The following is a 14,706-nucleotide window of genomic DNA, read 5'->3' as shown; positions in this document are numbered from 1 at the left end:
GCCATGGCACATCATCCCCACGCATCCGAAGGCTATGGTCCGGTCGGCCCCGCGCCGAAGGAACACCAGGTCGTCTACACCACGCTGCATTTCGACAAGCCCTGGTCGTACGAGAACTATCTCAAGACCGGCGGCTACAGTGCGCTGCGCAAGATCATCGAAGAGAAGATCCCGCCGGCCGACGTGGTCGAGATGGTCAAGCAGTCCGGCCTGCGCGGCCGTGGCGGCGCTGGCTTCCCGACCGGCCTGAAGTGGAGCTTCATGCCCAAGGGCGACATGCAGAAGTACATCCTCTGCAACTCCGACGAATCCGAGCCGGGCACCGCCAAGGATCGCGACATCCTGCGCTTCAACCCGCACGCGGTGATCGAGGGCATGGCGATTGCCTGCTATGCCACCGGTTCGACCGTGGGCTACAACTACCTGCGCGGTGAGTTCCACCACGAGCCGTTCGAGCACCTGGAAGAAGCCACCGCCGAGGCCTACAAGAACGGCTGGCTGGGCAAGGACATCCTGGGCTCCGGCATCAACATCGACATCTTCAACGCGCTCGGCGCGGGCGCCTACATCTGCGGCGAAGAAACCGCGCTGATGGAGTCGCTGGAAGGCAAGAAGGGCCAGCCGCGCTTCAAGCCGCCGTTCCCGGCCAACTTCGGCCTGTACGGCAAGCCGACCACGATCAACAACACCGAGACCTATGCCTCGGTGCCGGCGATCATCCGCAACGGCGCCGAGTGGTTCCTCAACCTGGGCAAGCCGAACAACGGTGGTCCGAAGATCTTCTCGGTCTCCGGCCATGTCGCGCGTCCGGGCAACTACGAAATCCGCCTGGGCACGCCGTTCTCGGAACTGCTGGAAATGGCCGGCGGCATCCGCAACGGCCACAAGATCAAGGCCGTGATTCCGGGCGGATCCTCGATGCCGGTGCTGCCGGGCGAAGTGATGATGGGCCTGACCATGGACTACGACAGCATCCAGAAGGCTGGCTCCGGCCTGGGTTCGGGTGCGGTGGTGGTGATGGACGAGACCACCTGCATGGTCCGCGCCTGCCAGCGCATCGCGCGCTTCTACTACAAGGAAAGCTGCGGCCAGTGCACGCCGTGCCGCGAAGGCACCGGCTGGATGTACCGCATGCTGACCCGCGTGGTCGACGGTAAGGCGACGCTGGAAGATCTGCAGACCCTGAAGGCGGCGGCCGGCCAGATTGAAGGCCACACCATTTGCGCGTTCGGCGAAGCCGCCGCATGGCCCGTGCAGGGCATGCTGCGTCACTTCTGGCACGAGTTCGAGTACTACATCGTCAACGGTCGCTCGATCGTCGACGGCAAGCTGGAGGCTGCTGCGGCATGAGCGCGCAACCCGTCAATCCCGACCTTCCGCCGGATCACGTCACCGTCTTCATCGACGGCGTGGAAATGGCCGCGCCGAAGGGTTCGATGATCATCCAGGCCGCCGACAAGGCCGGCATCCCGATTCCGCGCTTCTGCTACCACGACAAGCTGGCCATCGCGGCGAACTGCCGCATGTGCCTGGTCGATGTGGAAAAGATGCCCAAGCCGGCGCCCGCCTGTGCCACCCCAGTGATGGACGGCATGAAGGTGCAGACGCGCAGCGAGAAGGCGTTGAAGTCGCAGCGCAACGTGATGGAGTTCCTGCTGATCAACCACCCGCTGGACTGCCCGATCTGCGATCAGGGCGGCGAATGCGAACTGCAGGATCTGTCGCTGGGCTATGGCCGTTCGGTCAGCCGTTTCCAGGAACGCAAGCGCGTGGTGCCGGACGAGGACATCGGTCCGCTGGTCGCCACCGAGATGACCCGCTGCATCCAGTGCACGCGCTGCGTGCGCTTCACCGCGGAAATCGCCGGCACCTACGAGCTGGGCGGCATGTACCGCGGTGAAAACCTGCAGATTGGCACCTACGACGGCAAGCCGCTGACCACCGAGATTTCCGGCAACGTCATCGACGTCTGCCCGGTCGGCGCGCTGACCAACAAGGTGTTCCAGTTCCGCGCCCGCCCGTGGGAACTGATTGCCCGCGAATCGGTCGGCTTCCATGACGCCATGGGTTCCAACCTGTTCCATCATTCGCGTCGCGGCCAGGTGCTGCGTTCGGTGCCGCGTGACAACGAAGCGGTCAACGAATGCTGGCTGTCGGATCGCGATCGCTATTCGCACCAGGGCCTGTACGCCGACGACCGCGCGGTCAAGCCGTTGCAGAAGGTTAACGGCGAATGGAAGGAAGTGTCGTGGGCCGAAGGCCTGGCCGCTGCCGCGGAAATCCTGCGCGCGAATCGCGGCGATGACCTCGGCGTGCTGGTCCACCCGGCCACCTCGAACGAGGAGGGCGGTCTGCTCGCCCGACTCGCCGACGGCCTGGACACCGGCAACCTTGATCACCGCATCAACAACCGCGACTTCTCCGACGGCGCCGTGGCCGAAGCATTTGCTTCGCCGCTGGCCGAGATCGAGAAGGCCGATGTGATCGTGGTGTTCGGCAGCAACATCCGCCACGAACTGCCGCTGCTGCACCAGCGCCTGCGCAAGGCGCAGGGCAAGGGCAGCAAGATCCACGTGGTCAACCCGGTCGATTTCGACTTCGCCTTCGGCATCGCCGGCAAGCACATCGTGGCGCCGTCGAAGCTGGCGGGCGCTTTGAACGATGCGGCGCTGCGCGAGGTCGTGCAGGCCGGTCGCCACACGGTGTTGCTGGTCGGTGGCATCGCTGAAAACCATCCGCAGGCCGCCTCGCTGCGCGCTGCCGCACGCGAATTTGCCGCCGCCACCGGCGCCAAGCTGTGCCGCATTCCGCAGGGCGCCAATGCGCTGGGCCTGACCAGGCATGGCGTGCTGCCGTCGCGTCGCGACGTGGCCGGCATGTTCGCCGAGCCGCGCAAGGCCTATGTCATCTACGGCATCGAAGCCGGTCTGGACTTCGCCGATACGCCGGCCGCCGCGCGCGCACTGACTGCAGCGAAAGTGGTGGCTTTCAGCCACTTCGCCTGCAAGTCGACCCGCGACTTCGCCGATGTGATCCTGCCGATTGGCGCGCTGCCGGAAATCGAGGCCACGCTGACCAATTTGAATGGCGATGAGCAACGCACGCAGGCCGCCGGCAAGTTGCCCGGCGATGCGCGCGAAGGCTGGCGCGTGCTGCGCGCCCTCGGTGGCGAGCTGCAACTGCCGGCATTCGAATTCACCGACCTGGCTGGCGTGCGTGCGCTGATCGGCGCGCGTGCCAGCGTGACCCTGGCGCCGACCGCTGCGGCGACGCAGGACGGGGAAGGCCTGGAACTGGCGGTCAGCGCGGCGATCTACCGTACCGACGGCACGGTCCGACGTGCCGAAGCACTGCAGGCGCACCCGCTCAACGTCGGCGCGCGGGTGGTGTTGAATCCGGCCGATGCACAGTCGCTGGGCGTCAACGAAGGCCAAATGGTCAAGCTTGGCGCCAGCCAGGGTACGGCCACCTTGCCGCTGGTCATCGATGCCCGCGTGGCCGCGGGCGCTGCCTGGATTGAAGGTGGCTACGGCGCAACCGCGCCGCTGGGCGCCGGACGCGTGACGGTGGTGAGCGCATGAACGAGTTGTTGATCAATGCCGTCGGCCCGTTGCACGCCTGGCTGCTGAGCCTGGGCGACATCGGCGTGGTGCTGTGGATCGTGCTGAAGATCCTGGTGATCGCCATGCCGGTGATCATTTCGGTGGCCTTCTACGTGGTCTGGGAGCGCAAGCTGATTGGCTGGATGCACGTGCGCCACGGACCGATGTACGTGGGCATGGGCATCTTCCAGGCCTTCGCCGACGTGTTCAAACTGCTGTTCAAGGAAATCATCCAGCCCAGCAGCGCGCAGAAGACCATGTACGTGCTGGCGCCGCTGATCACCCTGGCGCCGGCGTTCGCCGCCTGGGCAGTGGTGCCGTTCGACGCCAAGCTGGTGCTGTCCAATGCCAACGCCGGCCTGCTGTACCTGCTGGCGATGACCTCGCTCGGCGTGTACGGCATCATCATCGCCGGCTGGGCGTCCAACTCGAAGTACGCCTTCCTGGGTGCGATGCGTTCGGCCGCGCAGGTGGTGAGCTACGAAATCGCGATGGGCTTTGCCCTGGTCGGCGTGCTGATTGCCGCCGGCAGCTTGAACCTGAGCGAGATCGTGATGGCGCAGGCTGGCAACAACGGCTTCCTGGAATGGTTCTGGCTGCCCCTGTTCCCGCTCTTCATCGTCTACTGGGTGTCGGGCGTGGCGGAAACCAACCGTTCGCCGTTCGACGTGGTCGAAGGCGAATCGGAAATCGTCGCCGGCCACATGGTCGAGTATTCGGGTGCGGCGTTCGCGCTGTTCTTCCTGGCCGAATACGCCAACATGATCCTGGTGAGCTTCCTGGTCTCGCTGTTCTTCCTGGGTGGCTGGCTGAGCCCGCTGCAGGGTTGGATCACCGCCGACGTCTCGCCCTGGATCAACTGGATCTGGGTGGGCGGCTGGCCGTGGCTGCTGCTGAAGGTGTTGTTCTTCGCCAGCGCCTACATCTGGTTCCGCGCCAGCTTCCCGCGCTACCGCTATGACCAGATCATGCGGCTGGGCTGGAAGGTCTTCATTCCGTTGACCATCGTGTGGATCGCCGTCACCGCGCTGATGGTGTTCTTTGGCGTGTTCGAGAAGGGTGTCTGAGGCAATGAACAAAGTCGTCCATTACTTCAAGAGCCTGATGCTGCTGGAGCTGCTCCAGGGTCTTGCGCTCACCTTGAAGTACACCTTCAAGCCCAAGTACACCGTGATGTACCCGATGGAGAAGTTCCCGCAGTCGGTGCGCTTCCGCGGCCTGCATGCGCTGCGACGCTATCCGAACGGCGAGGAGCGCTGCATCGCCTGCAAGCTGTGCGAAGCGGTGTGCCCGGCGTTGGCCATTACCATCGACTCGGCCCCGCGCGAAGACGGCACCCGCCGCACCACGCGTTACGACATCGATCTGTTCAAGTGCATCTACTGCGGTTTCTGCGAAGAGAGCTGCCCGGTGGACTCGATTGTCGAAACCCACGTGCTGGAGTACCACTTCGAAAAGCGTGGCCAGAACATCGTCACCAAGCCGCAGCTGCTGGCGCTGGGCGATCGGCTTGAAGCCGAAATCGCCGAACGCCGCGCCGCCGACGCCGCCTTCCGCTGAGGTCAGAAATGGATTGGCTCAATATCGCTTTCTGGATCTTCGCTGGCATCGCCGCCGTCTCGGCGGGTGCGGTCATCAGCGTGCGCAACCCCGTGCATGCGGTGCTGTGCCTGATCCTGACGTTCTTCTCCGTGGCCTGCATCTGGCTGCTGGTCGGCGCCGAGTTCCTCGGCGTGGCCCTGATCCTCGTCTACGTGGGCGCGGTGATGGTGCTGTTCCTGTTCGTGGTGATGATGCTGGACATCGACGTCACCGCGTTGCGTGAGGGCTGGGTGCGTTTCCTGCCGGTCGGCATCGTGGTCGCCGTGGCGATGCTGGTGCAGATGGTGACCCTGATCGGGGTCAAGGCACGCAGCGCCGCCGCCTTCCCGGACAACGCCGCCGCCGCCGCCGCCGAAGTGTCCAACACCGCCTGGCTGGCGCGCACGCTGTTCACCAAGTTCCTGCTGCCGTTCGAGTTCGCTGCGGTGATCCTGACCGTGGCCGTGGTCGCGGCGGTCATGCTGACCCTGCGCAAGCGCGAAGGCACCAAGACCCAGAATCCGTCGGAGCAGTCGCGCGTGAAGGCGAGCGATCGCATCCGCATCATCAAGATGCAGGCCGAGGTGCCGGTGCGCGAAACCGCCACGCCCGAAGCCGGCGAAGGGGAGGCCAAGCCATGATTACCCTGGGTCACTTGCTGGCGCTGGGCGCCGTGCTGTTCTGCATCAGCCTGGCCGGCATCTTCCTCAACCGGAAGAATGTCATCGTGCTGCTGATGTCGATTGAACTGATGCTGCTGTCGGTCAACCTCAACTTCGTCGCCTTCTCGCGCGAACTGGGCGATGCGGCCGGGCAGATCTTCGTGTTCTTCATCCTCACCGTGGCGGCTGCCGAAGCCGCCATCGGCCTGGCCATCCTGGTCACCCTGTTCCGTACCCGGCGCACGATCAACGTGGCCGAAGTCGACACGCTCAAAGGCTGATGATCCCCATGATTGCTGCGGAAACCATCGCCGCTCTGCCGGCCGCCGTCCTGCCAGGCATCTCCATGAAGGTGCTGCTGGCGATCGTGCTGGCCCCGTTGCTGGGCAGCATCATCGCCGGCCTGTTCGGTCGCCAGGTGGGCCGTGCCGGCGCGCACAGCGTGACCATCCTGGGCGTGGCGGTGAGCTGCGCGCTGTCGATCTACGTGCTGTTCCAGCTGGTCGGGCAGGGCGCTTCGCCGTTCAACCAGAACGTCTACACTTTCTTCCAGGTGGGCAACATCAGCGGCCACGTCGGTTTCATGATCGACAAGCTGACCGCGATGATGATGGTGGTGGTGACCTTCGTCTCGCTGCTGGTGCATGTGTACACCATCGGCTACATGGCCGAAGACCCGGGCTACCAGCGCTTCTTCAGCTACATCTCGCTGTTCACCTTCAGCATGCTGATGCTGGTGATGAGCAACAACTTCTTGCAGCTGTTCTTCGGCTGGGAAGCCGTCGGCCTGGTCTCGTACCTGCTGATCGGTTTCTGGTTCAAGCGACCGACCGCGATCTTCGCCAACCTCAAGGCGTTCCTGGTCAACCGCGTCGGCGACTTCGGCTTCCTGCTGGGTATCGCCGCGGTCCTCTTCATGTTCGGCACGCTGGACTACGCCACCGTCTTCGCCAACGCCACCTTGCTGGCCGGCAAGGCGCTGCCGGTGTGGTCGGGCACGCTGCACGTGTTCGGCGTCAGCTACCAGGTGCTGGACGAGCCGATGATCTGGTCGATGGCCACGGTCACCTGCATCTGTTTGTTCATTGGCGCCATGGGCAAGTCGGCGCAGGTGCCGCTGCACGTGTGGCTGCCGGATTCGATGGAAGGTCCGACGCCCATCTCGGCGCTGATCCACGCGGCGACGATGGTCACCGCCGGCATCTTCATGGTCGCGCGCATGTCGCCGCTGTTCGAGCTGTCGCAGACGGCGCTGGACTTCGTGCTGTTCATCGGCGCCACCACCGCCCTGTTCACCGGCCTGATCGGCATCGTGCAGAACGACATCAAGCGGGTGGTCGCCTATTCGACGCTGTCGCAGCTGGGCTACATGACGGTGGCGCTGGGCGTGTCGGCCTATTCGGCCGCGGTCTATCACCTGATGACCCATGCCTTCTTCAAGGCGCTGCTGTTCCTCGCGGCGGGTTCGGTGATCATCGGCATGCATCACGAGCAGGACATGCGCAAGATGGGTGGCCTGCGCAAGTACATGCCGATCACCTGGATCACCAGCCTGATCGGCACGCTGGCGCTGGTCGGCACGCCGTTCTTCTCCGGCTTCTACTCGAAGGACACCATCATCGAAGCGGCCAAGCATCACCACGAACATGCCGGCGAAGTGGCCAAGCAGATTGCCGACATGGGCATGATGGCGCAGAGCTTCAGCGGCCCGAGCGAGTGGGTGGCGTCGTACGGTTACTGGGCGGTGCTGCTGGGCGTGTTCGTCACCAGCTTCTACAGCTTCCGTCTGCTGTACCTGACCTTCCACGGCAAGGAACGCTTCCGCGATGCGCACGCCGCGCATGGCGATGATCACCACCATGGCACCGCGCACGACGAAGCCGAGTCGCACGCCGAACCGGTTGCCGCCGACGCCCATGCGCACGATGACCAGCACGGTCACGACGACCACGGCCATCACGGCGCGCACGAGCCGCACGAGTCGCCTTGGGTGGTCACGCTGCCGCTGATCCTGCTGGCGATCCCGTCGATCTTCATCGGTATCTTCACCATCGGTCCGATGCTGTTCGCCACCGACTGGACCGGCCATCACGAGCGGCTGCCGTTCTTCCTCGGCGCGATCGACTTCATCACGCCGAGCTCGGACACGGTCGGCCAGCTCAAGGAAACCTGGCACGGCCCGTGGCAGTTCGCGCTGCACGGCATGCAGGCAGCGCCGTTCTGGCTGGCACTGGCCGGTTTCGCCGCCGCCACCGTGCTGTACCTGGTGCTGCCCCCGAGCGTACCGGCGCGCATGCGCGCCAGTCCGCTGGGTGCGTTCCTCACCAACATCCTCGACAAGAAGTACTGGGCTGATCACCTGTGGATCGGCGGTTTCGCCGGCGGCGGCGTAAAGCTGGGCAAGGCCTCGCGCGCCATCGACACGCATGTGATCGACGGCGTGGCGGTCAACGGCAGTGCGCGCCTGGTGGACCTGGCGGCCAACCTGTTGCGCCGCACCCAGTCCGGCTTCCTGTACCACTATGCCTTCGCGATGATCCTCGGCCTGATTGCACTGTTGGCCGTGCTGATTCGCTTCTGGCAATGAACACCCTGGCAAAAATCTCCCTGGCGAAGAACTCCCTGGCATTGATTGCCCTGGCGCTGCACTGAACGGATAACACACGTGTCGAATTGGCCTCTGCTAAGCATCCTGATCTGGCTCCCCATCCTGGGTGGCGCCTTGATCCTCGCCCTGGGCAACCAGCGCGCCAGCCTCGCCCGATGGGTGGCGCTGGGCGTGTCGGTGTTGACCCTGGCCGCCAGCGTGCCGCTGCTGACCGGGTTCGACTTCGCCAACCCGGGCATGCAGTTCGTCGAGCGCCATGCCTGGGTGCCGGCGTTCAACATCTGGTATGCGCTGGGTGCGGACGGCATCTCGGTCGCGCTGATCGTGCTGACCACCATCACCACCGTGCTGGCGTTGATTGGCGCCTGGGGCTCGATCGACAAGCGCGTCAGCCAGTACGTGGCCGCCTTCCTGTTCCTGGAAGGCCTGATGATCGGCGTGTTCTGCGCTCTGGACGCGATGCTGTTCTATGTCTTCTTCGAAGGCATGCTGATCCCGATGTTCCTGATCATCGGCGTATGGGGCGGCCCGCGTCGCATCTACGCCTCGATCAAGTTCTTCCTGTACACCTTCCTCGGGTCGGTGTTCATGTTGATCGGCCTGATCTACCTGTACCTGAAGAGCGGCAGCTTCCTGCTGGCCGACTGGTACGCGCTGCCGCTGGGCGCCAAGGAGCAGACCTGGCTGTTCTTCGCCTTCCTGATCGCCTTCGCGGTCAAGGTGCCGATGTTCCCCGTGCATACGTGGTTGCCGGATGCGCACGTGGAAGCGCCAACCGCCGGTTCGGTGATCCTGGCCGCGATCATGTTGAAGATCGGTGGCTACGGCTTCCTGCGCTTCACCTTGCCGATCGTGCCGGACGCCGGCTATGAGTGGGCCACGCTGGTGATCATCCTGTCGCTGATCGCGGTGGTTTACGTGGGCCTGGTGGCGCTGGTGCAGGACGACATGAAGAAGCTGATCGCCTATTCGTCGGTCTCGCACATGGGCTTTGTCACCGTCGGCATCTTCATCGCCTTCGGCCTGATCCGCGACTACGGCAACCTCGACGGCGCCCGCCTGGGCCTGCAGGGCGCGATGGTGCAGATGATTTCGCACGGCTTCGTCTCGGGCGCGATGTTCTCCTGCGTCGGCGTGCTGTACGACCGCATGCACAGCCGCATGATCAAGGACTACGGCGGCGTCGCCAACGTGATGCCCTGGTTCGCGGTGTTCTTCGTGCTGTTCGGCATGGCCAACTCGGGCCTGCCGGGCACCAGCGGTTTCGTCGGCGAGTTCATGGTGATCGTGGCCACCTTCCAGAAGAACCCGGTCTACGCCTTCCTGGCCGCACTGACCCTGATCATCGGCGCGGCGTACACGCTTTGGCTGGTCAAGCGCGTGCTGTACGGCGAAGTGGCCAACTCGCACGTGGCCGAACTCAAGGACATCAACATGCGCGAGACCATCGTGCTGGGCGTGTTTGCCATCGGCGTGCTGGCCATTGGCCTGTATCCCAAGCCGCTGACCGACCTGATGGAACCGTCGATTGCGCAACTGGCGATGCAGCTCGCCAACAGCAAGCTGTAAGGAAGAATGATGACCTCCTCGATGCTCCCCGCCGCCACCGACCTGCTGCCGCTGTTGCCGGAAGTGGTGCTGCTCGCCGGCGCCTTCACGCTGCTGATCCTCGATTTGTTCCTGAGCGAACGCCAGCGCGTGATCACCCACGGCCTGGCGCTGCTGACGATCGCCATCTCCTTCTGCATGCTGCTCACCGACGTCGGCGGCAGCGGCACCGTGTTCAACGGCATGTTCGTACGCGATGCGATGGCCAACCTGACCAAGCTGGCAATCCTGCTGGTCAGCGGCCTGTCGCTGGTCTACGCCTGGCCGTACCTGCGCGAGCGCAAGCTGTATCCGGGCGAAGTGCCGGTGCTGGTGATGTTCGCCACGGTCGGCATGATGATGATGGTCTCGGCCGGCAGCCTGGTGATGGTCTACCTGGGCCTGGAACTGCTGGCGTTGTGCTCGTACGCACTGGTCGCGCTGAACCGCGAAGACGGCCTGTCGTCGGAAGCGGCGATGAAGTACATCGTGCTGGGCTCGCTGGCCTCGGGCCTGCTGCTGTACGGCATGTCGCTGACCTATGGCGCCACCGGCACGCTGGATCTGCCCGGCATCTACGCGGCGGTGGAGACCTCGCCTGACCGCACGTTGCTGCTGACCGGCATGGTGTTCATGGTCGCCGGCGTGGCGTTCAAGCTGGGCGCCGCACCGTTCCACATGTGGCTGCCAGACGTCTATCAGGGCGCGCCGACGCCGATTGCCTTGTTCATCAGCTCCGGCCCCAAGCTGGCGGCGTTCGCGATGGCCTTCCGCATCCTCGAAGACGGCGTGGGTCCGTTGAGTGGGCAGTGGCAGTTGCTGCTGGCGATCCTGGCGGCGGCGTCGATGATCATCGGCAACCTGATCGCCATTGCGCAGACCAACCTCAAGCGCATGCTGGCGTATTCCACGGTCTCGCACGTGGGCTTCCTGCTGGTCGGCTTCGCCGGCGGCGGCGAAACCGGTTATGCCTCGGCGCTTTTCTATGCGATCAGCTACGCGATCATGTCGGTGGCGGCGTTCGGCGCGATCATCGTGCTGTCGCGGCAGGGCTTCGAAGCCGACCAGATCGACGACTTCAAGGGCTTGAACGCACGCAATCCGTGGCAGGCCGGCCTGGTGCTGTGCGTGATGGCCTCGCTGGCCGGCGTGCCGCCGTTCCTGGGTTTCTGGGCCAAGTTGGTGGTGCTGGGTGCGGCGCTGAAGGGGGGCCTGTTGTGGCTGACGATCGTCGGCGTGGTGTGTGCCGTCATCGGTGCGTTCTACTACCTGCGCATCATCAAGGTGATGTACTTCGATGAGCCGGTGGGCGAGCGCCAGGCGCCGCGTGCGGATCGCATCGTGCCGCTGGTGTTCGGCGTCAATGCGCTTGCGTTGTTGGCGTTGGGCATTGCGTGGAGCCCGATCATGGCGTGGTGCCAGCAGGCCTTCGCCGGCTGAAACCTGAGTTTTTGTTGTGGTGATGGTTGCGTTATTTCGGCGCAGCCCTCATAATTCCGCTTCTGCTGCGGGGTGGAGCAGTCTGGCAGCTCGTCGGGCTCATAACCCGAAGGTCGCAGGTTCAAATCCTGCCCCCGCTACCACAGAATGAAGAGTGACCTTTGCTCCGGTCTTCTTCGAAAAAACAGGACGGTGATCTCGGCAACGAGGTCGCCGTTTTTGTTTTGGGCGTTTGCTTTCGGTTCCTGGTTCTTGCGTTCTGGCCGAACCTGCTGATGGGTTGGCTGTTTGAAAAGCAGGGGGGGAGGGTACAGCGAGGTGCCTGGCCCCGCCTGGACACATCGCGGCCCTTCGGTTGTCGAGGGTGCTAGTAAAAAACAGGGTCAGAGTACGATTTCGGGTCCTTCCATCGCTCCGTTCCGGTGAAGCGGGGAGGCTTGGGTGGGCCGCAGCGAAGTGGGTAGCTTTGAGTTCCCGTCTGCGCTCTGCCCCCATCCCAACCTTCCCCCGCAAGCAGGGGAAGGAGCAAAGGCCCACCTTCGTTTTGCCATGCAATCGCATGAAGGGATGCAGGGGAGTGGGAGCAGGCCACGCGAAACAGGGATCGGACCGCTACTAGGCCACCCTGTTTCAGACGAGGGAGCGTTTCCGAGCCCTGTTTCGCGTGGCCTGCTCCCGATCTAACGGAGGCAAGGCTTTTCCGCTCCAATCGCCTCGGGTTTGCACCCCCGCTGTGCAGCGGCTATCATTTGCGGCTTCCGCGGAAGGCAATGCGAACCGGCTCATGGAATCGGGCCAGATCCTGCTTCTGCACCTAGCTTCCCGGGTGGGAAAGCCTTGAAAACAGGCTCTCGCACCCCAAGCTCGGGCTCGCAGCGACGAAGTTTCAGTCGCTGCACCGGAATCCAGCGCATCGGACAAGGGGCCCACCGGGCCCCTTGTTGTTTTTGCACCCTCCCTTTTTTGGGACACCTGGCAAAGGTCATTGCGTGAGCGACAAGTCCACCCAAATCTCGGAACTGCTGAGCCCGACCGTCCAGGCGCTGGGCCTGGAGTTGCTGGGGATCGAATACCTGCCCGCACCGGGCGGCGCCACCGTGCGCCTGTACATCGACGTCCAGGAAGCCGAACGCGAGACCCGCCACGTCAATATCGAGGACTGCGAGGCGGTGAGCCGCGAAGTGTCCGCCCAGTTGGACGTGGAAGACCCGATCACCGGCAACTACACGCTGGAAGTCTCGTCTCCCGGCGTCGACCGCCCCCTGTTCACCCTGGCCCATTTCGTCCGCCACGTGGGCGAGTCGGTCAAGGCCGTGCTGAAGCTGCCGCAGGACGGCCGTCGTCGTCTGCTGGGCAAGATCGTCCGCGTCGATGGGCAGGACATCCTGCTCGATCTCGACGGCCACGATCTGCTGGTGGCGTTCGACAATATCGACAAGGCGCGGCTGGTCCCCGACTGGGCCGCGTTGGGCCTGGCGCCCGAAAAACCCGGAGGCGGCAAGAAGAAGGCCGACTCCAACCCGAGCAGTGCCAAGAAGCCAGCCCCCGGCAAGAAAGCCGCGCGCAAGCCCTCTGGCAACAAAAAACAATCCAACAAACCGGCGGCAAGCAAGCCGCGCGCGGAGTGAATGATGAGTAAGGAACTTTTGCTGGTCGTGGATGCGGTCGCCAATGAGAAGGGCGTGCCGCGCGAAGTGATCTTCGATGCGATCGAAGCCGCATTGGCCTCCGCCGCCAAAAAGCGCTATTTCGATCAGGACGTTTCCGTGCGCGTGTCCATCGATCACAAGGACGGCAGCTACGAGACTTTCCGTCGCTGGGAAGTCGTGGCCGACGACGTGGTGATGGAATCGCCGGATCGCCAGATCCGCATGATGGACGCCGAAGACGAAGCCGAAGGCGCCGAACTGGGCGACTGGATCGAAGAGCAGATCGAAAACCCGGACTTCGGCCGCATCGCCGCCCAGGCCGCCAAGCAGGTGATCGTGCAGCGTGTGCGCGAAGCCGAGCGCCAGCAGGTGGTCGATGCCTGGACCGATCGCGTGGGTGAGCTGGTCACCGGCGTGGTCAAGCGTGCCGAGCGCGGCAACATCTATGTCGACCTGGGCGGCAACGCCGAAGCCTTCATCCCCAAGGACAAGGGCATCCCGCGCGACGTGCTGCGCGCCGGTGACCGCGTGCGTGGCTACCTCTTCGACGTGCGTTCCGAGCCACGTGGCCCGCAGCTGTTCATCAGCCGCGCCGCGCCGGAATTCATGATCGAGCTGTTCAAGCTGGAAGTGCCGGAAGTCGGCCAGGGCCTGGTGGAAATCAAGGCCTGTGCACGCGACCCGGGCGACCGCGCCAAGATCGCCGTGCTAGCGCACGACAACCGCACCGATCCGATCGGCGCCTGCATCGGCATGCGCGGTTCGCGCGTGCAGGCGGTGTCCAACGAACTCAACGGCGAGCGCGTGGACATCGTGTTGTGGAACGACAACCCGGCCACCTTCGTCATCAACGCGATGGCGCCGGCGGAAGTGCAGTCGATCATCGTCGACGAAGAAAAGCATTCGATGGATCTGGCCGTGGCTGAAGATCGCCTGGCCCAGGCGATCGGCAAGGGCGGCCAGAACGTGCGCCTGGCCAGCCGCCTGACCGGTTGGCAGCTCAATGTGATGACCCAGGATCAGGTTGCCGCCAAGTCCGAAGCCGAGCAGGTCGTGGCCCGCCAGCTGTTCATGGACAAGCTGGAAGTGGACGAGGAAATCGCCGCCATCCTGGTCGCCGAAGGCTTCAGCACGGTCGAGGAAATCGCCTACGTGCCGGTCGGCGAACTGCTGGCGGTGGAAGGCTTCGACGAGGACATCGTCGAAGAGCTGCGCGCCCGCGCCCGCGACGCGCTGCTCAACGAAGCGCTGGCCGAAGAAGAAGTGCTGGAAGAGAACCAGCCGGCCGACGACCTGCTGGCCCTGGCCGGCATGGACGAGGAAACCGCTTATGCGTTGGCCAGCCACGGCGTGCGCACCAGCGAAGACCTGTCCGACCTGGCCGCCGATGAAGTGGTCGAGTTCGGCATCGAGGGGTTGGACGGGGAACGCGCCGCCGCGCTGATCCTGGCCGCCCGCGCCGAGGAGATCGCCCGCCTGGAGCGCGGCGAATGATTCGGCGATGAACACCGCCCTGGACTCAGCAGGGCTTAGAATTCCCACCCTTGAAAAGGGGCGTTCCTCTGCAACAGGCGAAG

General features: G+C 64.3%; 11 protein-coding genes and 1 tRNA gene. All 12 read left to right on the top strand.

Going from position 1 to position 14,706, the window contains the following annotated elements; genetic code table 11:
- The first annotated feature begins 3 nt into the window (after positions 1-3).
- Complete coding sequence (gene nuoF, locus B5X78_RS01795; protein ID WP_079722772.1) at positions 4-1,350, top strand: NADH-quinone oxidoreductase subunit NuoF; 1,347 nt, start codon at positions 4-6, stop codon at positions 1,348-1,350.
- Positions 1,347-3,581 carry an NADH-quinone oxidoreductase subunit NuoG gene (gene nuoG, locus B5X78_RS01790; protein WP_079722771.1) on the top strand — a complete coding sequence of 745 codons (2,235 nt, stop codon included), beginning with the start codon at positions 1,347-1,349 and terminating at the stop codon, positions 3,579-3,581. The genes nuoF and nuoG overlap by 4 nt, the downstream gene beginning before the upstream one ends.
- Entirely contained in the window at positions 3,578-4,669 is a 1,092-nt protein-coding gene (nuoH, locus tag B5X78_RS01785; protein WP_079722770.1) for an NADH-quinone oxidoreductase subunit NuoH, read from the top strand. Before nuoG ends, nuoH begins: the two co-directional genes overlap by 4 nt.
- Positions 4,670-4,673: 4 nt before the next feature.
- Positions 4,674-5,162, top strand: a complete 489-nt coding sequence (gene nuoI / locus B5X78_RS01780; protein WP_079722769.1) for an NADH-quinone oxidoreductase subunit NuoI — start codon at positions 4,674-4,676, stop codon at positions 5,160-5,162.
- Between the two features lie 8 nt (positions 5,163-5,170).
- A complete protein-coding gene (locus B5X78_RS01775; protein ID WP_079722768.1) occupies positions 5,171-5,824 on the top strand; it encodes an NADH-quinone oxidoreductase subunit J in 654 nt (217 codons plus the stop codon).
- Positions 5,821-6,126 carry an NADH-quinone oxidoreductase subunit NuoK gene (nuoK, locus tag B5X78_RS01770; protein WP_079722767.1) on the top strand — a complete coding sequence of 102 codons (306 nt, stop codon included), beginning with the start codon at positions 5,821-5,823 and terminating at the stop codon, positions 6,124-6,126. The genes B5X78_RS01775 and nuoK overlap by 4 nt, the downstream gene beginning before the upstream one ends.
- Positions 6,127-6,191: 65 nt before the next feature.
- Positions 6,192-8,432 (top strand): NADH-quinone oxidoreductase subunit L, encoded by a 2,241-nt coding sequence (gene nuoL / locus B5X78_RS01765; RefSeq protein ID WP_425478708.1) that lies wholly within the window; start codon positions 6,192-6,194, stop codon positions 8,430-8,432.
- Between the two features lie 78 nt (positions 8,433-8,510).
- Positions 8,511-10,022 carry an NADH-quinone oxidoreductase subunit M gene (locus tag B5X78_RS01760; RefSeq protein WP_079722766.1) on the top strand — a complete coding sequence of 504 codons (1,512 nt, stop codon included), beginning with the start codon at positions 8,511-8,513 and terminating at the stop codon, positions 10,020-10,022.
- 6 nt (positions 10,023-10,028) lie between these two features.
- Positions 10,029-11,480: an NADH-quinone oxidoreductase subunit NuoN gene (nuoN, locus tag B5X78_RS01755; protein WP_079722765.1), complete on the top strand. Its 1,452-nt coding sequence runs from the start codon at positions 10,029-10,031 to the stop codon at positions 11,478-11,480.
- 66 nt (positions 11,481-11,546) lie between these two features.
- A tRNA-Met gene (locus tag B5X78_RS01750) sits at positions 11,547-11,623 on the top strand.
- An 846-nt stretch (positions 11,624-12,469) separates the two neighbouring features.
- Positions 12,470-13,108 (top strand): ribosome maturation factor RimP, encoded by a 639-nt coding sequence (gene rimP / locus B5X78_RS01745; RefSeq protein ID WP_079722764.1) that lies wholly within the window; start codon positions 12,470-12,472, stop codon positions 13,106-13,108.
- Positions 13,109-13,111: 3 nt separating this feature from the next.
- A complete protein-coding gene (gene nusA, locus B5X78_RS01740) occupies positions 13,112-14,623 on the top strand; it encodes a transcription termination factor NusA (protein ID WP_079724380.1) in 1,512 nt (503 codons plus the stop codon).
- The last annotated feature ends 83 nt before the right edge of the window (positions 14,624-14,706 follow it).

This window comes from Pseudoxanthomonas indica (genome assembly GCF_900167565.1).
GTDB classification, from domain to species: Bacteria; Pseudomonadota; Gammaproteobacteria; order Xanthomonadales; family Xanthomonadaceae; genus Pseudoxanthomonas_A; species Pseudoxanthomonas_A indica.
Note: the sequence above shows the minus strand (reverse complement) of the source record. Positions and strands in the feature narration are given on the sequence as shown.